At 46.4% G+C, this 22,062-nt stretch carries 21 protein-coding genes; 2 read left to right on the top strand and 19 right to left on the bottom strand.

The features are described from left to right. Positions 1-288: 288 nt before the first annotated feature. The 13 genes from CU633_RS07305 to CU633_RS07245 all read right to left on the bottom strand — a co-directional run bounded on the left by CU633_RS07305 (position 289) and on the right by CU633_RS07245 (position 14,422). Entirely contained in the window at positions 289-1,032 is a 744-nt protein-coding gene (locus tag CU633_RS07305; protein WP_257958556.1) for a YrrS family protein, read from the bottom strand. 136 nt (positions 1,033-1,168) lie between these two features. Continuing rightward, positions 1,169-2,926 (bottom strand): peptidoglycan D,D-transpeptidase FtsI family protein, encoded by a 1,758-nt coding sequence (locus CU633_RS07300; RefSeq protein WP_101659068.1) that lies wholly within the window; start codon positions 2,924-2,926, stop codon positions 1,169-1,171. 108 nt (positions 2,927-3,034) lie between these two features. Beyond that, complete coding sequence (gene greA / locus CU633_RS07295) at positions 3,035-3,511, bottom strand: transcription elongation factor GreA (RefSeq protein WP_101659067.1); 477 nt, start codon at positions 3,509-3,511, stop codon at positions 3,035-3,037. 156 nt (positions 3,512-3,667) lie between these two features. Beyond that, the gene (gene udk / locus CU633_RS07290) at positions 3,668-4,303 is read right to left on the bottom strand and encodes a uridine kinase (protein ID WP_101659066.1); all 636 of its coding nucleotides are present in this window, start codon (positions 4,301-4,303) and stop codon (positions 3,668-3,670) included. A 4-nt stretch (positions 4,304-4,307) separates the two neighbouring features. Then, positions 4,308-5,576, bottom strand: coding sequence for a peptidase U32 family protein (locus tag CU633_RS07285; protein WP_101659065.1), 1,269 nt, complete (start codon positions 5,574-5,576; stop codon positions 4,308-4,310). Positions 5,577-6,050: 474 nt separating this feature from the next. Next, entirely contained in the window at positions 6,051-6,980 is a 930-nt protein-coding gene (locus CU633_RS07280) for a peptidase U32 family protein (protein ID WP_101659064.1), read from the bottom strand. Between the two features lie 5 nt (positions 6,981-6,985). Then, the gene (locus CU633_RS07275; RefSeq protein ID WP_101659063.1) at positions 6,986-7,621 is read right to left on the bottom strand and encodes an O-methyltransferase; all 636 of its coding nucleotides are present in this window, start codon (positions 7,619-7,621) and stop codon (positions 6,986-6,988) included. 254 nt (positions 7,622-7,875) lie between these two features. After that, positions 7,876-9,009, bottom strand: a complete 1,134-nt coding sequence (mltG, locus tag CU633_RS07270) for an endolytic transglycosylase MltG (RefSeq protein ID WP_101659062.1) — start codon at positions 9,007-9,009, stop codon at positions 7,876-7,878. A 276-nt stretch (positions 9,010-9,285) separates the two neighbouring features. After that, entirely contained in the window at positions 9,286-9,573 is a 288-nt protein-coding gene (locus CU633_RS07265; RefSeq protein ID WP_101659061.1) for a DUF1292 domain-containing protein, read from the bottom strand. 13 nt (positions 9,574-9,586) lie between these two features. Continuing rightward, positions 9,587-10,003, bottom strand: a complete 417-nt coding sequence (gene ruvX / locus CU633_RS07260; RefSeq protein WP_101659060.1) for a Holliday junction resolvase RuvX — start codon at positions 10,001-10,003, stop codon at positions 9,587-9,589. 3 nt (positions 10,004-10,006) lie between these two features. Beyond that, entirely contained in the window at positions 10,007-10,273 is a 267-nt protein-coding gene (locus CU633_RS07255) for an IreB family regulatory phosphoprotein (protein ID WP_101579205.1), read from the bottom strand. A 75-nt stretch (positions 10,274-10,348) separates the two neighbouring features. Then, entirely contained in the window at positions 10,349-12,982 is a 2,634-nt protein-coding gene (gene alaS, locus CU633_RS07250) for an alanine--tRNA ligase (RefSeq protein WP_101659059.1), read from the bottom strand. A gap of 357 nt (positions 12,983-13,339) precedes the next feature. After that, positions 13,340-14,422, bottom strand: a complete 1,083-nt coding sequence (locus CU633_RS07245; RefSeq protein WP_101659058.1) for an AI-2E family transporter — start codon at positions 14,420-14,422, stop codon at positions 13,340-13,342. Between the two features lie 173 nt (positions 14,423-14,595). On the opposite strand from CU633_RS07245, the gene CU633_RS07240 reads away from it, so the two are divergent. Next, positions 14,596-15,069, top strand: a complete 474-nt coding sequence (locus tag CU633_RS07240; protein WP_101659057.1) for a PRC-barrel domain-containing protein — start codon at positions 14,596-14,598, stop codon at positions 15,067-15,069. An 11-nt stretch (positions 15,070-15,080) separates the two neighbouring features. Continuing rightward, positions 15,081-15,272, top strand: a complete 192-nt coding sequence (locus CU633_RS07235) for a hypothetical protein (RefSeq protein WP_101659056.1) — start codon at positions 15,081-15,083, stop codon at positions 15,270-15,272. A 52-nt stretch (positions 15,273-15,324) separates the two neighbouring features. Here the strand turns inward: CU633_RS07235 and recD2 are convergent, their stop codons facing one another. The 6 genes from recD2 to CU633_RS07205 form a co-directional block, all read right to left on the bottom strand. After that, positions 15,325-17,736, bottom strand: coding sequence for an SF1B family DNA helicase RecD2 (gene recD2 / locus CU633_RS07230; RefSeq protein ID WP_101659055.1), 2,412 nt, complete (start codon positions 17,734-17,736; stop codon positions 15,325-15,327). Between the two features lie 27 nt (positions 17,737-17,763). Next, positions 17,764-18,426, bottom strand: coding sequence for a tetratricopeptide repeat protein (locus tag CU633_RS07225; protein WP_101659054.1), 663 nt, complete (start codon positions 18,424-18,426; stop codon positions 17,764-17,766). Between the two features lie 124 nt (positions 18,427-18,550). Then, a complete protein-coding gene (mnmA, locus tag CU633_RS07220) occupies positions 18,551-19,666 on the bottom strand; it encodes a tRNA 2-thiouridine(34) synthase MnmA (protein ID WP_101659053.1) in 1,116 nt (371 codons plus the stop codon). 29 nt (positions 19,667-19,695) lie between these two features. Further along, positions 19,696-20,838 (bottom strand): cysteine desulfurase family protein, encoded by a 1,143-nt coding sequence (locus tag CU633_RS07215; RefSeq protein ID WP_101659052.1) that lies wholly within the window; start codon positions 20,836-20,838, stop codon positions 19,696-19,698. A 71-nt stretch (positions 20,839-20,909) separates the two neighbouring features. After that, positions 20,910-21,329: a cysteine metabolism transcriptional regulator CymR gene (gene cymR, locus CU633_RS07210; protein ID WP_101659051.1), complete on the bottom strand. Its 420-nt coding sequence runs from the start codon at positions 21,327-21,329 to the stop codon at positions 20,910-20,912. After that, entirely contained in the window at positions 21,326-22,015 is a 690-nt protein-coding gene (locus CU633_RS07205; protein WP_101659050.1) for a YczE/YyaS/YitT family protein, read from the bottom strand. Before CU633_RS07205 ends, cymR begins: the two co-directional genes overlap by 4 nt. Positions 22,016-22,062: the final 47 nt, after the last annotated feature.

The raw sequence follows: 22,062 nt of genomic DNA, 5'->3' as shown, positions 1-22,062 counted from the left end.
AAAGAAAAATTTTGAAAAATTAGTTAGGCATTTCAATGTCCAGCTCCAGCGCCCAGCCAGTTTTCATCCCTGACTTTGCTTCCTCGAGTATCTTGTGAACATCATGGCTTGGCACAAGCGATGATGTTCACAGCTCGAGTCGCTTCGGTCCTGCCAATGAAGTCAAAGAACAACTTCACTGTCAGGCCCTTCGACGTACAGGACGTACTAGTGCCGACGTTGCCACAGGACGTGGCGCTCTTAGTCGGCCAGCGCTTGTCGGGGCTGACCAAGGCGCTTCCGCTTTTCTTACTGCCCTTTATCGTTTTCTATTAATTCTTCGACTCTTACCGGTTTCCAGCCTTGCTTGTCAACCCATTCGATATACACCCTGTATGGCTGTTTCGTGTCCTTTGCAGTAATCGTCGCAACTGACCGGTTCGTTCCGTTGTTTTCGAGGCGCCAAACGGTCATATTGCTTTCGTCAATCCCGGTAGCGTACGTAACCGCCTGGAGCATTTCCTGCCAGTCTGTTGAACCTTGCTCATAAACGCCTGCAGGATGCTCTCCGGTCTGCGAGGTTCCGATTGGCTTCCAGCCCGGATTGACAATCGTGTTTTTCACATTTGTATCGCTTCCGCCTGCTGTGACGACTGGCTCATCATCTTCACTGCCCTCTTCGTTTTCATCGTCGGCTTCTTCTTCGTCGTTTGAAGCTTCGTCATCGGCCTTGTCCCTGGATGGTTTGTTTTCCGATTGACTGGCGGCTTTTTCTTCACGTTCTGCAGAATTTTTGCTTTCTTTTTCAGACTGTGATTTCTCTTTTTCGGAATTGCTGTTTTTCAATTTGTCCGTGGTTTCAGCTTTTTCTTCGATCGGTTTATCGTTGCTTGCCGCTTCGTCATTGCCGCCCGCAAAAATAGACGTGGCTACGACAATAATCAAGACCAGGACTATTGCGATTAAGCTATTTAAAATAATATTTGTTTTTCGTTTCTTGGCCCGCATTCCAGAACGGGATATCGTATCACGGCCATCCATCCCACTGTTCAAAGTTCCTTCCTCCTTTTTTCAGCTTGCCAACATTCTATCATGAATCTATTCTAACATGAACCCGATTATCCTTCACGTTTCGGATATTTTACAGAAAGACAGTTTCATATTTGGCAGTTGCCGAAAAAAGAAAGGTTTATCGCTTGAGATGATGGTCATGAACTGCTTTCACCATGTCAGCAAAAAAAGGATTTACTCCTCCCTCATCTTCACGGACGTCAAGGTTGACTGTAACGAGGGCATATATAGGATCATGGTAAGGAAAATAGCCGGCAAACCATTTATTGTGCAACTGCTGTTCATTATGAAAAATATCGGTCTCCGCCGTTCCCGACTTCCCGGCCACTTCGTACGGCAAGCCGCTAAACCATCGGCCTGTTCCATTTTCATTTACCACCACTTCCCGAAGCAGCTGCTGAAGCTTCATCGCCGTATACGGAGCGATTCCTTCGCCTTTTAGCGGAGATTGAGGGAACTCAGCCATCACCGTCCCATTTTTGTATTCAATTTCGGAAACCGCCCGGACCATTTCTTTTTTCCCGCCTCTGGCAATCACAGCCATCATGCTGGCCACCGCTAAAGGCGTTGCCCGTACTTCATGCTGCCCAATTCCTGAGAGGGCAACAAAGTTCTTGTCGGTTCTTTCCTGATCGTTCCGGAAAACCCGGCCGGTATCTTCATCGGGCATTTGTTTAAAATCGTCAAAATGGTAGACATTGCCCTGCCAGCCAACCTGTCCCGTCAGCGATAATTTATCCGCGTATTCCTCAATCAGATTCGGGTCGATATCACTTAATTCCTTTGCCAGTTGTCCAAACGTATAATTGCAGCTTCTCGCAAAGCTATCAATAAAATTTAAGCTTCCATGTTCATATGTCGTATCCGGTTCCCCGTTGATTTTCCTGCTGCAGTCAAACGTCCGGGACGGGTTGTCAAGACCATAATCAATGGCGGCTGCGGCGATAACGGTTTTAAAGACAGACCCCATAATTTGCTCCTTGAGCATCATGTTGGTGATGCCGTTTTGGTTGTACGGATCCTTGAGATTGATATTGGGGCGGGAAACCATCGCCAGCACACTGTTTGTCTCAATGTCGAGCAGCACGAGGCCGCCTTTTTTGATGCCGTGCTGATCCGCCAGCTCCTCGGCCCGTTTCTGCAAGTCAATATCCAATGTTGTTTTAATATTGACCGGATAAAACGGATTTGCCGGGTCTACGTATTTCACGTTGATTCCAAATAATGGCCCGCCATCGCCATCCACGTGAAAGACGAGCTTCGACTTTCCTTCCGGGAGCAAAAACTCATCAAAGCTTTCCTGAAGACCCGAGACGCCAATCAATGTTTGCGGTGAAAGATCCTTTCCAGGATATCTTTTTTGAAGCTCCGCTGTGTTTTCTCCGGTAATCCCGATTAACTGTCCAGCCGGAACTTTCCCGAGCTGATATTTTTGTTCTACCGCAAACACACCCGGTATTTTTAAGGAATTGATGCGGTCCATTTGATGATTTGTTAATGTCAAAGGTTCGGGTGAGCGAAACGCAAACGGCTTCTTATTTTTTGCCACTGCTTCGATCAGCTCTGCCTTGGGGGCACCAATGATTTTTGCTACCGCTTCCGCATCCCACTCCATTTTTTTAAGAAAAGGGAAGAGGATTAATACCGATTTCTTTTCATAGGTGATCGGCCGGCCATTCCGGTCATGAAAATTCCCCCTGCCGTTATCAATCACCATCTCCTGGGAGCGTTGCTGGACACTTGCTTCGAGCAAGTTAATATGATGTTTTGAAAAATTTTCGGCGGCAATCAATTGAACCTGGACGAGCCTGCCCAAAAGCAGCATCAATCCTGATAAGCATATAAAAAGCCAAACGAGCGCCCGTTTTCTCCACATAAAAAACACCTCATCAAAAGTGTTGACGAGGTTGTCCATTTTCAAACGGATCTTGTAAAAACAGCCAATTCAGATTGAAAAACGCCCGCAAGCAGCGGGCGCTTTAAATTACTTGATTGAAATGATCCGGACGTTCATTTCTCCGCCAGGTGTTTGAACGGACACTTCGTCGCCGACTTTTTTGCCCATCAGGCTTCTTGCGATCGGTGAATCATTCGAAATTTTCCCTTCAAACGGATCCGCTTCTGCACTTCCGACAATTGTGTACGTTTCTTCGTCTCCGTTAGGAAGCTCGACAAATGTAACTGAGCGTCCCAACGAAACAGAGTCGCTGTTCATTTCGTCTTCTTCGATGATTTTTGCATTGCGAATCATATTTTCAAGAGTCGTGATCCGGCCTTCAACAAAAGCCTGCTCTTCTTTCGCTGAATCATATTCAGAGTTCTCGGATAAATCGCCAAAGCTTCTGGCAATTTTAATCCGTTCAACCACTTCTTTGCGTTTTACCGTTTTCAAATGTTCTAATTCTTGTTCAAGCTTTTCTTTTCCAGCCTGTGTCATCGGGAATACTTTCTCTGCAGCCAAAACCCTTCACTCCTTCTAGTTTCACAACCCCCAATAGATTGTGTTTAAGGTATGTAATGTACTCACTTAATGCAAATACATAGGAGCGCGTCCTCTTATTAAGGGCGCGCATCAAGTCGGTCACAAGGACATTTTAATGATATATACGTTATTGTTTCATAAAAATGATTTTTGTTCAAGAATTGTTTGAATTTTAGTGACCATTAAGTCGATCGCCACATGATTTTGACCGCCTTCAGGGATGATCACGTCTGCGTATCTTTTAGTCGGCTCAATAAATTGGTTGTGCATCGGACGAACCACATTGACATATTGTTCAATAACCGCATCCATCTTCCGGCCGCGATCCCTGATGTCGCGGCGGAGGCGGCGGATAATTCGCAGGTCGGCATCTGTATCGACATATAATTTGATATCCATTAAGTTGCGGAGCCGCTCATCTTCCAAAACGAGGATGCCTTCGAGGATGATGACTTCTTTTGGTTCGACAGCGATGACCTCGCCGGACCTTGTGTGCATCGTATAATCGTATACAGGCTTTTCAATCGGCTCATAAGCAAGCAATTTTTTCAGGTGGGATATCAATAAATCATTGTCAAATGCAAGCGGGTGGTCGTAATTCGTTTTAAGCCTTTCCTCAAAAGGCAAATGGCTTTGATCTTTATAATAATAATCCTGTTCAATCATTAAAATTGAATGGCCTTTAAAGCTATCATATATCGCTTTTGAAACACTTGTTTTTCCCGAGCCGGAACCGCCGGCTACACCAATAACAACAGGTTTGCGTTTCATCGGTTTAAAGCTCCTTTCGCATCATGTTGTTTCGGTAGACCGGCCTGTTTACTTTGAATTTGACAATCTGCAGGGGATGACGCGCTGCATCAAGTTCATTGCCATCTTCATCCCATAGTTGATCAATGACATGTGTGAAATTTTCGATTTCCGGACCGAAAAATTCGACCTCCTGTCCCGGCTTAAAATGATTGCGCTGCTCAAGGGTAACGATTTGTGTTTCCGGATCATAATCAAGAACAAGGCCGACAAAATCAAATTTCGTCTTTTTGCTATGATTTCCAAACATTTGCTCTTTATACCCCGGCACACCTTCAAAGAAAGCTGAAGCGGTGTCGCGGTTTGCACATTTGTCCAATTCCTCGAGCCATTCTTTCCGAATTGTAAAATTGTCCGGGTCTGCGCAGTACGCATCGATCACTTTGCGATAGACGCTTACGACCGTCGCCACATAATGAATCGATTTCATTCTTCCTTCAATCTTCAAGCTGTCGATGCCGAGCTCAATCATTTTCGGAATCGATTCAATCAGCTTAAGATCCTTCGGGCTCATTGCAAACGGGGCATCCCCTTCGTTAAAAAGGGCCACTTCATTATTGCCTTCCAGTTTGTAAAGATCATAATCCCAGCGGCATGATTGGCAGCAACCGCCACGGTTTGAATCGCGGGCTGTCATATGGTTGCTTAACGTACAGCGGCCCGAGTAGGCGATGCACATCGCTCCATGAATAAATGCCTCGATCTCAATATCGACCTTTTCCTTCATTTCGCGAATTTCTTCTGCGCTTGTTTCCCTGGCAAGCACGACGCGTTCAAGCCCTTCCTCTTTCCAATATTGGACGGCTTTCCAGTTGGAAAGGGATTGCTGCGTGCTTAAGTGGACTTCAATTTCCGGGGCCACCCGGCGGCATGTTTCAATAATAAGCGGATCTGCGACGATAACGCCCGCGATGCCCGTATCTTTCAGACCGAGCAAGTACTCCTCAAGGCCATCGATGTTTTCATTATGGGCATAAATATTGGCCGTTACATAAATTTTTGCTCCATACTTTTTGGCAAACTCGACGCCTTCCTTCATTTCCTCAAAAGTAAAGTTATCGGCGTTGGAACGCAGGCCGTATTCCTGTCCGCCAATGAAGACGGCATCTGCCCCATAATGCACAGCAATTTTTAATTTTTCCAAATTACCGGCCGGTGCGAGCAGTTCAGGTTTTTTTACAATGACTCGTTTTCCGTTGATGATTTGTGAGATTTTGTCTTCTGTTGTTATCATCAATGAACCACCTCCGTATGTCTTACTGCCAAGCTTTTTTATGTCCAGCTCCAGCGCCTAGCCAGTTTTCATCCCTGACTTTGCTTCCTCGAGTATCTTGTGAACATCATGGCTTGGCACAAGCGATGATGTTCACAGCTCGAGTCGCTTCGGTCCTGCCAATAAAGTCAAAGAACGACTTTACTGTCAGGCCCTTCGACGTACAGGACGTACTAGTGCCGACGTTGCCACAGGACGTGGCGCTCTTAGTCGGCCAGCGCTTGTCGGGGCTGAGCAAGGCGCTTCCGCTTTTCATTGTCCAGCTTCAGCGCCTAGCCCTTCGGTCGTTTCGGTCCTGCCAATGAAGTCAAAGAACGACTTCAGTGTCAGGTCCTTCGACGTACAGGACGTACTAGTGCCGACGTTGCCACAGGACGTGGCGCTCTTAGTCGGCCAACGCCTGTCAGGGCTGACCAAGGCGCTTCCGCATTTCGGTCAATACACCGTCTCTTTAAAGAAAAAACCTGTGTCAAGCGGGCGGTTGTCAGGCTGCAACTCTTCTATTTGTGCAAAAAGGCTGCCCTTTTCTTCATCGTACTGGTCCGGATTTTCGGCACATAAGTCAATCGCTCTTCGGTAAAGCTTCGTGACTTCAAGAATATATTCAGGGGATTTTAAGATCCCGTCAATTTTAAAAGAATCGATTCCCGCTTCGACCATTTCCTGAAGCTCATCGATCATGCAAATATCATTCGGGCTCATGATATGGGTGCCGTTTTCGTCTTCAAAAATCGGATATTTATTGTTCCGCTCTTTATCATGAAGGAACATGTTCCCAGCCTGCTGGCGGTTTTCCACTTCCAACGCTTTTCCCTGATATTCAAAATAGTTGCCTAGCAACGAACGTTTTGATTGGAACATCGCAGTCATTCCATGGACCTGAACCTCGAGTTCAACTTCAGCATGCTCTTTCATCCCGATAATGGCGTCCATGTTTATTTCTCTTGCTAATACAGCCCGCTTCGCACCTTTTCGGCCCCAGTAGTTGCAAGTGTACCAATTTGTTGCCGTTGTTTCTGTATTCCAATGAAGCTTCATATCTGGAGCGGCAATGCGTGCCGCCATCAACACAGCAGGATCGCCAAAAATAACCGCGTCGGCTTTGGCCTCTTTTAGAAAATGAATATAGTCTTCAAGCTCGTCCACTTTGTCATTATGAAAAATCGCATTCACCGCTATATATACTTTTTTTCCGTGCGAGTGGGCAAGCTGGATCGCCTTTACGATCGCCTTCCGGTCAAATTCGCCGGCCAGGCGGAGGCCATAGCGCTGTTCCCCGATCACAAACGCGTCCGCACCTGCATTGGACAAGGGAACAATATCAAAGGCACTGGCAGGTGTAACTAATAATTCTGGTTTCTTCATTGCTTTCACCTCTTTTTGCTGACGGCAATTCCATCCCCAACAGGCAGGATAATCGTGTCATAATCGGGATGGTTCACGAGCCAGCTATTAAAATCTTTTATCTTGTTTACTAAGCTCCTGGTACGCTTATGGTCAATCTGTTCTGCTGCTACAAGCCCTTTAAAGAGGACATTGTCGGTTATCATTAACCCCCCGGCTTGCAGGAAGGCGGAATATAACTCAAAAAAACGTCGGTACTGCCCTTTGGCGGCATCAATAAAAATCAGATCAAATGGCGCATGGGATGCAACCTCGGCATCAGCTTCAAGCGCATCTCCTTTTATCAGCGTAATCATGCTGTTCCCCGCTTTTTTAAAGTTCTCCAGGGCGACCGCTGCTCTTGCTTCATCTCTTTCAATTGTCACGATTTTAGCAGCAGGGAGCGCCAGCGACATTCGTAAAGCGGAATAGCCAATTGCCGTTCCGATTTCAAGAATCGCATCAGGCCGATGAATTCGTAACAGCTGCAGAAGCACTTCCATGCCGCCCTTCTCCATAATCGGAACATGATGCAGGGCGGCATACCTTTCCAATTCCTTAATCAGCTGAGGACGCTCTGGAATTAATTCGTCTAAATATGCATGCAGCTCTTCATTCAACAAAGCCATCTCACCTCAAGGTTCTGGATCTTGTTTCGGCGCTAATACCTTCCGCCGTTCTATGCATCATTTGCTTTTTTCACATTTTGGACATGAAAAAATAGCGTGCACAGGATAAATGAAGGCACTGGCCGATTCATTTATCAACACAGCTGCTAAGCCGGTATCCTTGGACGCTATCAGGCCGTTAAAACACCTGATCCATTTTATCATAAAACAAACGGGGAATGCTAATTTTTCTGCATTCCCCTTTTTCGCTAATTATTCGTTATGTGTTCGGCTTTTTTCTGATTATGTTCATCAAGGGTTTCTGAAAACAGGACATCCCCTTTTGAAGTTGCCAGGAAATAAAGATAGTCGGTTTCCTCCGGGTTTAATGCCGCTTCCATCGACATCACACCGGCATTGGCAATTGGCCCTGGCGGAAGTCCTTGATTCTTATAGGTGTTGTAAGGAGAATCAATTTCAAGATCTTCGTATAAGACCCTGCCTTTATGTTCGCCATGCGCGTACAGGACGGTAGGATCTGTCTGTAAAGGCATGCCTGTTTGAATCCTGTTGTAAAAAACACTGGCAATTTGGTCGCGGTCCGCTTTCTCTGTTGCTTCCTCTTCAATTAATGAAGCCATTGTTAACAGCTTATGAGGAGTAAGCGCCTGCTCTTCCATCTGTGCCGAGTATTCAGCCAGGACAGCGCTTGTTTTATCAAGCATGACCGATACAATTTCTTCGAGTGCAGGCTTTTCGGTATAAAAAGGGTAAGTGGCCGGGAACAGGTACCCTTCCAACGGGTATTTAACATTGGCATTAAAAATTTCTTCCGTCAATACTTCCGGATACTTGGTCCTCAATCCATCAATGAAAGCCCGGTCGTTAAGCTGATTGAACACGTCTGCTTGCTGCTGGTTTGTTTTTTCGGCAATAATCCCGGCAATTTCGGACAGCTGAGTTCCTTCCGGGATCGTCATTCTGAATACTTCATCCTGCAATACCCGGCCTGTTTTTAAACTTTCGATAATCTCGGGAATTGTCATCGACGGGTTCATATTATAATTGCCGGCCATAAATCCGGATTCATTTTTCAATTTCACATAATATTTGAATACGCGCGCGTCTTTGATGACACCGCTCGACTCCAATATTTCAGCAATGCCACTCACGGACGAACCGATCGGAATCTCAACCGGTTTTTTGGTTTCATTGCCCGGGTCAACAGGCTTTAGCGCTGATTGAATATAAAAATAGCCTCCTGCCGCTAATCCGCCGATTAGCAGAAATAGCACAATCGCAATGATAAAAACAATTTTGCGAACAACTTTTGCTTCTGACTGGTGTTCAAGCTTTTTTTGGCGTATGATTTCTTTTTTGCTGTTCTGTTCATCTGTTGACATCGTAATTCCCCTCCAAGGCAAAGGGCCGAAATGACACAATGATCGTATGTAACCCTTTCGTACATCTCGAATCATTATACTATATTTTCTTTTTTTCGTCGCAAAATATTGCAAAAATTTCACACGCCGGCATCCTTACGACAGCATTATCATATAATTTCTCAGATAACATGGAATCCTTTATGGGAAGCATTCTGCAAGTTCAAGACAAATATTAGCCAACCGGGCGATCTAAATAAAAAGCAGGCTGGCCCATATGGACCAGCCTGTTGTTGCTTATTCTTCGTCTTCATTTTCGAGAAAAGTGTTGAGCATTTCTTCAATCATATCCCATTCTTCGTCCGTTTCAATCGGCATCAGTTCGCCTTCCTCATTCTCTTCATTTGGCATGAATGCGGAAGCATGGATTTCAATATCTTCTTCATCGTCTTCATCCGCGCCGACTGGATAGTAAAGGACATACGATTTGCCAAACTCTTCAGAGTCGAATGTAAACAATACTTCGCAAAGCTGCTCGTTTCCTTCTTCGTCTACTACCGTAATATGATTTTCACCGTGGTCCATTTTTTTCACCTCATTAATTTTTGCTGTCCAGATATCCCTGCAGAATCATGGCGGCAGCCATTTTGTCGATCACTTTATTGCGCTTTTTCCGGCTGACATCCGCTTCCAGCAAAATCCGTTCAGCGGCAACTGTAGTCAAGCGTTCATCCCAGAGGACAACAGGGAGACCAAACCTTTTTTCAAGCTCACGTGCATAAAATTGGCTTGCTTCGCCGCGCGGTCCGATCGTCCCATTCATATTCTTGGGCAGACCGACGACCACTTTGCCAACTTCATGCTCTTTTATTATTTTACCAATTTGCTCGAAACCAAACTCTTTTTCTTCTTCATTTATCCGGATTGTTTCCAGCCCCTGGGCAGTCCAGCCCAGTTCATCGCTGAGCGCAACCCCGACCGTTTTCGAGCCGACGTCCAATCCCAGTGTCCTCATAAGCTATCCCTCTCGCTGCTGTTTTAAATATGATTTCACCAATTCTTCGATGATTTCGTCCCTCTCAAGCTTGCGGATAATATTGCGTGCATCTCTGTGGCGCGGGATGTAAGCAGGATCTCCTGACAGCAGGTAACCAACGATTTGATTAATCGGGTTGTAGCCTTTTTCCTGCAAGGCCTCATACACTTGAAAAAGAACATCATTTACATCGTGTTCAAAAGGTTCTTCAGGAAAGTTAAATCTCATCGTTTTATCAAAAGAGCTCATATTTTGCACCTCGCTTTGCGATAATACGCTAACAAATCATTAATTACCTACATTTTACACTAGTTTGTCCCGATATCAAATTGATTTTATCCATTCCTCGACAAATTCAAGAGCTGTATCCAGCTTATCCGGGTCTTTACCGCCTGCCTGTGCCATATCAGGGCGTCCGCCGCCACCGCCACCGCAGCGCGTTGCCACTTCTTTAACGAGTTTGCCGGCGTGGTATCCCTTTTCGATCAAGTCTTTAGTGACACCGGCAATGATATTCACTTTATCTTCATGGACGCTGCCGAGAACAATGACGGCTGAGCCAAGTTTGTTTTTCAAATCGTCTGCCATATTGCGAAGGTTGTTCATATCGGCTGCCTGAACTTTTGCAGCGAGATAGGTGATCCCGTTTGCTTCACGCGCTTTGGAGACAAGGCCGCCCGCTTCAATATTTCCAAGCTTGGCGGCAAGCGATTCGTTTTCACGCTGGAGCTGTTTGATTTCCGCGAGCATTGAGTCGATTCGGGCCGGTACCTCTTTAGGACCGGTTTTCAGCTTTGCTGCCGCTTCTTTTAAAATCGAAACTTGTTCGTTTAATACCTGGTAAGCCGCTTCGCCGGTCACTGCTTCAATTCTTCTTGTGCCCGCGCCGATGCCGCTTTCCGATATAATTTTGAACAGGCCGATAACGGAAGTGTTTGGAACATGGCAGCCGCCGCAAAGCTCAAGGCTGTAATCACCGACCTGGACAACCCTGACAATCTTGCCGTATTTTTCGCCAAACAGGGCCATTGCCCCCATTGCCTTTGCCTCATCGATTGGCTTGTAATCGATGTTTACCTGAATGCTGCGCCATATCTTGTCATTCACAATGCTTTCAATTTTTTCAAGCTCTTCAGCGCTAACTTGACCAAAATGGGAAAAGTCAAAGCGAAGCCGGTCAGGTTCGACGAGCGAGCCGGCCTGGTTAACATGGGCTCCTAAAACATCTTTCAATGCCTGGTGCAATAGATGCGTCGCAGTATGGTTTTTAATTACTTTTGCGCGGTTCGCTTCATGAACAGCAGCCGCTACTTGCTGTCCTTTATGGAGCGTTCCTTCCTTAATCACCGCCCGATGAAGATTTTGCCCGTTCGGTGCCTTTTGAACATCAAGTACATCAACGAAAAGCCCGATGGCAGAAAGAGTGCCCACATCAGCAATCTGCCCGCCGCTCTCCGCATAAAACGGCGTCTGATCGAGAATGAGCTGGACTTCATCGCCAACATTGGCTGCATCGGCAAGTTCCCCATCTTTGACAATCGCAATCACGTTCGCATTTGTTTCAAGCTGATCGTAGCCGACAAACTTGCTTTCTTCTTTAATTTCGCCGAGAATGCCGCCCTGCACCTGCATCGATCCGACATCCTGCCGGGCAGACCGGGCCCGTTCCCGCTGGTTTGCCATTTCTTTTTCAAAGCCTTCATGATCAATTGTCATCCCGGCTTCTTGCGCGTATTCCTCCGTTAATTCAACCGGGAAGCCATACGTGTCGTAAAGGCGGAAAACATCAGCTCCCTGAATGATCCGGCTGCCTTGCCCGGTTTCCTTCTTGATGACATTTTCCAAAATCGCCAAGCCTTCATGCAGCGTTTCATGGAACCGTTCTTCCTCGTTTTTAATTACCTTTTGAATAAACCCGGTTTTTTGCTGAACATCCGGATAATAATCGGCCATAATTTCCCCGACAACCGGAACAAGCTCAAACATAAACGGTTTGTTAATATTGATGAGCTTCGCATAGCGCACCGCCCGGCGCAGCAGGCGCCGCAGCACATAGCCCCTGCCTTCGTTGGATGGCAGCGCTCCGTCCCCGACGGCGAAGGCGACCGTCCGAATATGATCGGCAATCACTTTGAACGCTGTATCCTTTTCTTGATCGGTGCCGTATTTTTCGCCGGAAATTTGCTCTGTCACTTTGATAATCGGCACGAAAAGATCCGTATCAAAGTTGGTCGGCACATCCTGGACGACCGATGCCATCCGCTCAAGTCCCATCCCGGTATCAATGTTTTTCTTTGGAAGCGGTGTATAAGTACCGTCAGGGTTATGGTTGAATTCTGAAAATACGAGATTCCATACCTCGAGATAGCGGTCGTTTTCTCCGCCCGGATATAGTTCGGGGTCGTCTGAATTATTCCCGTACTTCGGGCCACGGTCATAGAAAATTTCCGTGTTCGGACCGCTTGGCCCTTCGCCGATATCCCAGAAATTCCCTTCCAACCGGATAATTCTTTCCTCAGGAATGCCGATTTTCTTGTTCCAGATTTCAAAAGCTTCGTCATCCTCGGGATGTATTGTCACAGACAGCAGCTCAGGCTCAAATCCGATCCATTTTGCGTCGGTAAGAAACTCCCAGGCCCATTCAATCGCTTCCTCTTTAAAATAGTCGCCAATTGAGAAGTTTCCGAGCATTTCAAAAAATGTATGGTGCCTTGCTGTCTTTCCGACGTTCTCAATATCATTCGTGCGAATCGATTTTTGCGCATTGGTGATGCGCGGATTTTCAGGTACGACCCGTCCATCAAAGTATTTTTTCAGTGTTGCCACACCGCTGTTGATCCACAGCAATGAAGGATCATCGTGCGGAACAAGCGGGGCGCTTGGTTCAACCGCATGCCCCTTTTCTTTAAAAAAATCAAGAAACATCCGGCGAATTTGTGATCCTGTCAAGTGTTTCATTTTAGAATGCCCTCCTATTAAATAGTTAACAAATGTGCTTGCCCAGGTTGAAAAAGCAAACACAAAAAGCCCTCATCCCCTCACAGGGACGAGAGCTAACTCGCGGTACCACCCTGATAATGGACGCATAAATGCATCCACCTCTCAATCACCATAACGCGGTTAACGGCAGTGGTTAGCTGCATTCCGGATTAGCGTTCTGCTGCTTTCATTTAGAATTCCTTTCAGCCCGGGGGAATTCCTCTCTTACGCGCTCCATGCGCTTAAATGATTATTCAGCATACTCGGTCCTTCATCATGTTTGCGATTATTCGTATATCCGCATTATAAAAAAAAGGTGAATCGTTTGTCAAACGGTCAATCACCGCTATCAACCAGCTGTTTATTTCTGGTGAAATGGTCTTTTGCGTGCACGATCGCCACTTTTGCGACCGCCATAACCGGGACAGCAAGGATCAAACCAATGATGCCGCCCACCTCTCCCCCGGCCAGCAACGCAAGCATAATAAACAGCGGATGCATATGAAGGCTTTTGCCGACGATTAATGGCGAGAGGATATTCCCTTCCAAAAACTGCAGTGAGAAAACAATAATGACCGACAGCACCACCATTTTGGGCGAGATGGTTGCCGCCAGAACCGCCGCGGGAATCGCGCCAATGAACGGGCCAAAATAAGGAATGATGTTGGTCACCCCGACGATGAACCCGAGCAGGAGCGGATATCTCATCCCGATTATCCAAAACGACAATGTCGAAAGCGCCGCAATAATAAAACAAACAAGCAACTGGCCCCTGATATAGCCTCCCAACGATTTATCGACATCCCTGAGAAACAATTCTGCAGGCTTCCGCCATGTTCGTGGCGTTAAATACCAAGCAGCCTTTTTGATCAAGAGATAATCCTTAAGCAAGTAAAAGGCGATAAACGGAATAATTGCGACAATCAGCAGTGAATTAACAACAGCAACAAGCCCGTCGATGATCCGGGCCAGCATCCGGTCCAATGCTCTTTCCGCCGATGCAATATTTTGATCGATCCGCTCCTGGACGCCGTCAGGCCATGCCGATGTTCTGCTTTGAATTGTATCAATCCAGCTTCGGTACTGGTTCGCAAACTCCGGGGCATGTTCGGAAAGATCTTTCAACTGGACAATAAAAGCAGGAATTCCCTTGTAAAAGGCCCATCCCAGCCCGCCAAAAAACAGAAAATAAATAATAAATACAGCGAGGCCCCTGTGCAAGCCGGCTTCATGCAATTTTTCAACAACCGGGTGGAGAAGATAAGTAATAAAAGCCGCAATCAGAAAAGGCAGCAACACGGTCAGGATCACTTTTAAAATAGGCAGCCAAAGTTGCTGCAGCTTTAAAAAGGTAAACAGCACGATAAATAATAACAACAAGAAACCAAGCCGGTAATACCATTTCATCCTTATTTCCAAAATTGCCAGCCTCCTTGCAATTATTGTTGGAGAAATACCTGGAAATATACATCAAGTCCGCCTTGTTCACGGCATTGCAATGTAATTTCCACCTTGGCTGGAAGCAGTTTGCCGTTATTTTTTGAAAAAAAACAACAAAAAATAAAGAGACTTGGAAAGGCGGGGAGATTCTTTTGCGGACATTTTCATTATTAAAAGGATTGCCCGTATATGAACTGAAAAACGGGAATAAAATTGGCGAGGTTTGCGATCTGAGTATTAGCGCAGAAGGGCGGGTACTCGGATTGCTGTTGCGGAAAGGCGCATTGTTCCACAAATCGTACATCATCAAAGTAGAAAATGTTGCTTCTTTCGGCTGGGATGGGATCATGGTAGACAGCGTTGATGTTTTAGAGCCGGTCAAAGCCCCTCCTGATTATACGTTTGAGCACCAGCAAAATCTCTCGGGCAAAATGTTGATTACAACAGAAGGGGAAAAGCTGGGCCTGCTTCAGGATGTATATTTTATGGAAGAAGTGGGAACGATCATAGGGTATGAACTAACAGATGGTTTCTTTTCTGATATTACGGAGGGGAGACGGGTCGTTAAAACGGCTGAACCGCCAGCGATCGGGAATGACGCCATCATTGTTAACGTAAAAACGTGAGGTGTCATCCCATGCTGAAATGCCCTAATTGCCAAAGCAAAGATATCGGAAAAATTGGCATCAACCAATATTATTGTTGGAGTTGTTTTATTGAACTCACTTTGTCTCAAGGAATCATCAACACGCATCAGGTGGAAGAAGACGGAACATTAAGCTCTCTGGATGATCTTTTCGATGAAAATGAGCGCCGTTACAGCAGCTAATGCGTATATGAAAAGGACCGGCAAGGATGGTCTATCCATTGCCGGTCTTTTTTTACTGCAGATTTTCAAGAAAATCATACGGAGTGATATTCTCCATCCCAATCATCGGGTCTGCATTCATTAATTGCTCTTCATAAGAGATTTCCTTTTCACCAGATGAAGCCGTTTCCTGCCCGCAAGCTCCCGGAATGGATGCGCGGAGCTTCGCCGCCAGAGTCGTATTGCGCGCCTGGTCGTCGGCTCGTTCAACTCCGATCCGCAAAGCTTCGGGCTCCCCGCACAAAATTAAAAATTGCTTGCTTCTTGTAATCCCGGTATAAATCAAGTTTCGGCGCAGCATTCTGTAATAGCTTTTCACGACAGGCAAAACCACAATCGGGAATTCACTTCCCTGTGATTTATGGACTGAACAGCAATAGGCATGGGTGATTTGATTTAAATCCTGCCTTGTATATGTCGCTTCGACTCCATCAAACGAAACGATCACCATATCCTGCTTTTCCGTGTTCTCGCGCGCGTAGAAAATAGAGACGATTTCGCCGATATCCCCGTTAAACACATGGCTTTCCGGCTGATTGACCAGCTGGAGCACCTTATCGCCAATCCGGTATTTTACGTCGCCGAACGAAATCTCTTTTCTCGTCCCATCGGGGTTCGGGTTAAAAATCTCCTGAAGCATCACATTCAATCTGTCAATTCCGGCCGGGCCCCTGTACATCGGTGCCAGAACTTGAATATCTTTGGCCGTATAGCCTTTCTTTTTTGCATTGAGTGCGACTTTTTCAACGACATCGGCAATCTGAGCTGGTGAGCATTTGATGAATGAGCGGTCAGGCCGCTGTTCGGCAACCTTATGCGGAAGCTGGCCATTTTTAATCGAGTGGGCAAGCTCAATGATGCTCGACCCTTCTGCCTGGCGGTAAATATCGGTGAGACGCACGGTTGGAACCCGTTCGGATTGGAGCAGATCCTTTAAAACCTGGCCGGGCCCGACAGACGGAAGCTGGTCCTCGTCACCAACAAGAATAACTTGAATATTGGCGGGCAATGCTTTGAAAAGCTGGTTTGCCAGCCAAATATCAACCATTGACGTTTCGTCCACGATCAAGATTTTTCCTTCGAGCGGATTATCCTCATGGCGGTCAAAACCCTCTGTACCATTCCAGCCAAGCAGCCGGTGGATCGTGAAAGCAGGCAAGCGCGTTGACTCACTCATCCGCTTCGCGGCCCTTCCTGTCGGCGCAGCCAGTAAAAACGGAAAAGGCTCTTCTTTTTTGTAGTCTTTCGGGTCCAATGAACAGCCATGCAGTTCGGCATAAAGCTCGACAATCCCCTTGATGACGGTCGTCTTGCCGGTGCCGGGACCGCCGGTCAGAATAAGCATCGGTGACATAAGCGCCTTCTGAATCGCCTCTTTTTGGGAGGGCGCATACTGGACACCGAGCCGCTCTTCAAGGCTCCCAAGCGCGAGCAAAAATTCCGACTCGGGGAACTGGTCCTTATATTCCGTCTGGCTCAGCAGCCGCTTAATATTGGTGACGACTCCTTTTTCCGAGAAAAATAAAGAAGGTAAGTAAAGGCGCTTTTCTTCTACGATCAGCTTTCCTTCCTCTTCCAGCTTGATCATTTCATTGGAAATGTCTTGAAACTCGATTTCCTCGTCCTGATTGTCTTCAAGAAGTTTTTTGACAGATTCGAGCACATCCGCGGCATTTGCATAAACATGGCCGGCCTGCATGCTCTCCAGTTCCAGGCAATAGAGGCATGCCGCTTTGATCCGATCAGGGTGGCTGCCCCTGATCCCGAGCTGGTAGCCGAGTTCATCAGCTCTTCCGAAACCGATTCCCTCCACATCTTCAACAAGCTTATACGGATTCGATTGAAGAATTTCAATCGTATTTTCTTTGTAAACCTGATAAATTTTCATCGATAACTGCGGACCAAACCCATAGTCGTTTAGGGCGACCATGATTTGTTCAAGGCCCTGATGCTCCATCAGTGTATCATACAGCTGTTTCGCTTTGTCAGGCGGAAGTTTGGGAATCGTATCGAGAAGCGACGGCTGGCTCAAAATACGGGAGATCGCATTTTCTCCCAATATTTCAACGATCTTCTCGGCTGTTTTTTTCCCGATCCCTTTAAAAAGCTCCCCGGACAAATAATTGACGACACCTTGTTTTGAGTGCGGAAGGTCTTTGCGGAAATGGCTGACCTGGTACTGCAATCCAAATTTTGGATGATCCTTAAACTCGCCGAAAAAAATATATGACTCCTGTTCGTGAATTCTCGGGAAGTACCCGGTGATAACCGCTTCCTTATCGTCGTAATTTTCATTCGTTTCTTCAATCCGGATGCGCAGGACTGTATACAAATTTTGTTCATTATGAAAAATGGTCACTAAATGTTTTCCTTTGACAAACTTCCCTTGCCCGGAAAATAAATCGAGCGAATTTTGCTTATCCACCGGGTTTCCCTCCTTCCGCCAAGTTAATTAAATCGTTTCGCCGCCCTGTTCAAGCAGCTTTTTGCCGTAGCCGGCAAGCAAATGGTCCGGCTGAATGTCGAGCGCTTTTTCAAACATGGAAAACGCCTTTTCCGGCTGTTCCTTAAAACCATACGCGACGCCAAGGTTATAAAAAGCATCCGCATGCTCAGCATCTATTTCAATACATTTTTCAAATTGTCTGATCGCTTCATCAATGAAATCCTGCCGGGCCAGGCATAAGCCGTATTGAAATCTTGCCTCCGGATCCTCCTCGTTTAACTCCGTACTTCTTTGCAGGTATGGAAGCGCAAAACGAGGCTGCTCCAGCTGCACGAACGACATCCCGAGCATAAAGTAATTATCGGCTGAATCGAGGCCATTTTTCATCGCTGTTTCAAACATGTTCTTCGCTTCTTCAAACTGCTGATTATCAAAATATAAATTCCCGGCACTGTAATAGGCGGCAGCGGCCGTTTCATCCAAAGCAATCGCCTTTTCATAAAACTTAAGAGCCCTGTCCGTTTCGCCAACCGCGGAAAGAACATTGCCAAAATTAATAAAAGCCACGGGATCATGAGGATTTTCCTCAATCGCTTCTGAAAAAACTTTGGCCGCTTCCTCCCAATTACCTTCTTTCATATATTGAATGCCCAGTTGGTTTTTATCCATGATCGCCACGCTCCGTTCTCAATGAAAGTATAGCATAATTGGAAATGTTTATTGCATCCAACCTTTTCAGCTGAAAAAAACCCCGATTCCGCCAGGCAAGAATCAAGGGTTCACTTTCAATCATTCAGCCTGCATAAGTAAGCCGCTCTCCATCTTTATAAATCTCGTCAATGGTTCCGCCGCCGAGACATTCATCGTCTTGATAAAACACAACAGCCTGTCCTGGAGTTACCGCCCTGATCGGTTCGTGGAAGACAACTTTCGCTTTTCCATCTTCAAGCAGTTGGACCGTTACTTTATTATCAGGCTGGCGGTAGCGGAACTTCGCAGTGCATTCGAACTCGGACGGCTTCGGCTGGCCGGAAACCCAGCTGACATTAACCGCTGTGATTGAGTCGGAATACAGCTTTTCATTCTCGAATCCCTGGCCGACATAAAGCACATTTCTCTCCAGGTCCTTGCCGACCACAAACCATGGATCACCAGAACCGCCGATCCCGAGACCGTGACGCTGACCGATTGTATAATACATCAACCCGTCATGCTTGCCCATAACTTCACCATCAAAAGTTTCCATATTGCCGGGCTGGGCTGGCAGGTAATTGCTGAGGAACTCCTTAAAGTTTCTTTCGCCGATAAAGCAAATGCCGGTGCTGTCTTTTTTCGTTGCCGTTGCAAGACCGGCCTTAAGCGCAATTTCCCTGACTTCCGGCTTTTCCAAGCCGCCAAGTGGAAACATGACTTTTTCAAGCTGGGACTGGGTCAACTGGTTCAGGAAATAGGTCTGGTCTTTGTTCTCATCAATGCCGCGCAGCATTTTGTACTCGCCATCACGGAACTCGACCTGCGCATAATGGCCTGTTGCCAAATAATCGGCTCCAAGCTTTATCGCATGCTCAAGAAACGCTTTAAACTTAATTTCCTTGTTACACATCACATCAGGATTGGGAGTTCTGCCTGCCTTATATTCGTCAAGGAAATAAGTAAATACTTTTTCCCAATATTGCTTTTCAAAATTCACCGCATAGTAGGGAATTCCGATTTGATTGCAGACGCGAATGACATCATTATAATCCTCAGTCGCAGTACAAACGCCATTCTCATCTGTATCGTCCCAGTTTTTCATAAATATGCCGATCACATCATAGCCTTGCTGCTTGAGCAGAAGGGCAGCGACCGAAGAATCTACCCCGCCTGACATTCCAACGACTACTCGCGTGTTTTCAGGGAGTTTCGTCATAGTGTTCACTCCGCTTCTTTTATGCTATTTTAAGCGGTTAGCCGCTTAACAATTTTAGCTGTGTTACTTGCTGCTTTTTCCACTTGTTCCGCTGTATTGTTTAAACCGAAACTGAAACGGATCGAGTTCTTGATCCGGTCTGAATCTTTGCCGAACATAGCCACAAGTACATGTGAGGGATCAATTGAGCCTGCTGTGCATGCCGATCCGCTTGATGCCGCGATTCCGGCTAGGTCAAGATTAACAAGCATTGCTTCAACATCCGTCCCCGGAAAGCTTAAGTTTAAAACATGCGGCAACGAATTTTCAAGCGAGCTGTTTATGAAAAATTTTACTCCTTCCTTTTCAAGGCGGTCAACAAACAGCTTTTTGAAGGAAGCATAGCGGCTGCGTCTTTCTTCCAGCTCCGTTTGCGAAATGATCACAGCCTCGCGAAAGCCGGCAATGGCTGCCACATTTTCAGTTCCGGCGCGCCGTTTTCTTTCCTGCTCGCCTCCGAATGTCCGCGGAGACAGCTTGATTCCTTCCCGGCTGTATAAAAAGCCAATCCCTTTTGGGCCGTTGATTTTATGCGCTGAAACGGACAGCAAATCAACTGAAAGTTCGTTCACATCAAGCTTTTCCACGCCATACGCCTGGACAGCATCGGTATGAAACAAAGCTTGGTGGTTTTTAAGCAGTTCGCCAACCTCTTTGATCGGCTCAATCACTCCGACCTCATTATTGCCATACATGATCGAAACAACAATCGTATCATCCCTTAAAGCTTGCTTAAATTCGGCAATTGAAATGCTTCCGGTCTCATCGACCGGCAAATAAGTAACTTCAAAACCGAGCTTCTCCAATTGCCGGCAGGCATGAAGGACGGCGTGATGCTCAATGGCGGTTGTGATGATATGCTTTCCATTATGCTTATTGGCTTCTGCCCCGCCGATAACCGCTAAATTATCCGCTTCGGTGCCGCCGCCTGTAAAAATAATTTCATTCAGCTTCGCACCAATGCTTCTCGCCAGCACCTCGCGGGCATCGTCAACAAGATGCCGTGCTTCTCTGCCAAACGAATGGATGCTTGACGGATTTCCGAACTGTGATTCCATCGTCTCAATCATTTTTTGAATGACATTAGGATGCATCGGGGCTGTCGCAGCATGATCCAGGTAAATGCGTTCCATTATTTTTTCACCTTCTTTTTAAAAAAACAATTGCTTTATTGTCAGGCTTTAGGCTGCCCATTGGTTGCTGATTATATATAAAACATATAAGAATCTGAATCGCCATTATCCGTGTAATTTGATAGGTCTTCCAATGTCGTGCTATCAAGGACTTCCTTTACAGCATCGCGAATTCTCATCCATAATTCGCGCTTCGCAGGTTCTTCATCCTCGATTCCCTCGACCGGGCTGATCGGCCCTTCAAGGACGCGGATAATATCTCCCGATGTGATTTTCGATGGTAAATCACCAAGAACATAGCCCCCATAAGCACCACGGATGCTCTTGACGAGGCCGGCATTTCGCAGTGGCGCAATCAGCTGTTCCAAATAATGCTCGGATAAACCATTCGTTTGCGCAATCGATTTAAGTGATACCGGTCCTTCACCATGCTTTTTCGCAAGTTCAATCATGATCGTTAAGCCGTAACGCCCTTTTGTAGAAATTTTCATATTCCAACACTCCGCTTCGTTTCTTCACTTGTATCGATCGTAATACTGTGTCTATTTTTTAAATGTGCGAGCCAATGGTCTGTAAATGCCTGAGTCTGCGGCAAAGCATAACCGACTGCCGGCCCAATTGTGAGGCTGAACAGGATTGTTCCCCAGAAAATTGGTCCGCCAAGCTGCCAGCCAATTAACAACACCAAGAGTTCCATTCCTGCCCTGACATTGCGCACCTTCCAGCCAGTTTTTGAGGTGACCGCAATCATTAAGCTATCCCTGGGACCAGCTCCAAACTGCGCAGATATGTACAGGCCCATACCATATGCCATTAAAACAATCCCCACAAGGAGCATAAATCCCTTTCCAATCAGGGCTGATGGAGTGTTCAAAAAAGGCAGCAGCATATATAAATCAATAAAAACACCGACGAGCAGCATATTTAAAAAAGCCCCAAACTGCGGGAATTCTTTTGAAATAAGCGCTGCAACTGTTAAAATGAAAAGGCCGACAATAATCGACCAGCTGCCGATCGTCAATCCGACGCGGTAGAACAAGCCAACATGGAGAACATCCCAGGGCGTCGCCCCAAGATCCGCTTTAATCATCAGGACGATCCCTAATGACATGATTAACAACCCGGTGACATAAATAAAAAACCTCGGGGCAATCTGCCCTTTTCTTTTTCTGATCATTTCTGTTCAAGACTCCCCGCCCTAATATTCTGTCTATCTTTTATGCT

The sequence above is a fragment of the Bacillus sp. V3-13 genome (assembly GCF_002860165.1).
Classification (GTDB): domain Bacteria; phylum Bacillota; class Bacilli; order Bacillales; family Cytobacillaceae; genus Bacillus_BJ.
This window is presented reverse-complemented; position numbering and strand designations above follow the sequence as displayed.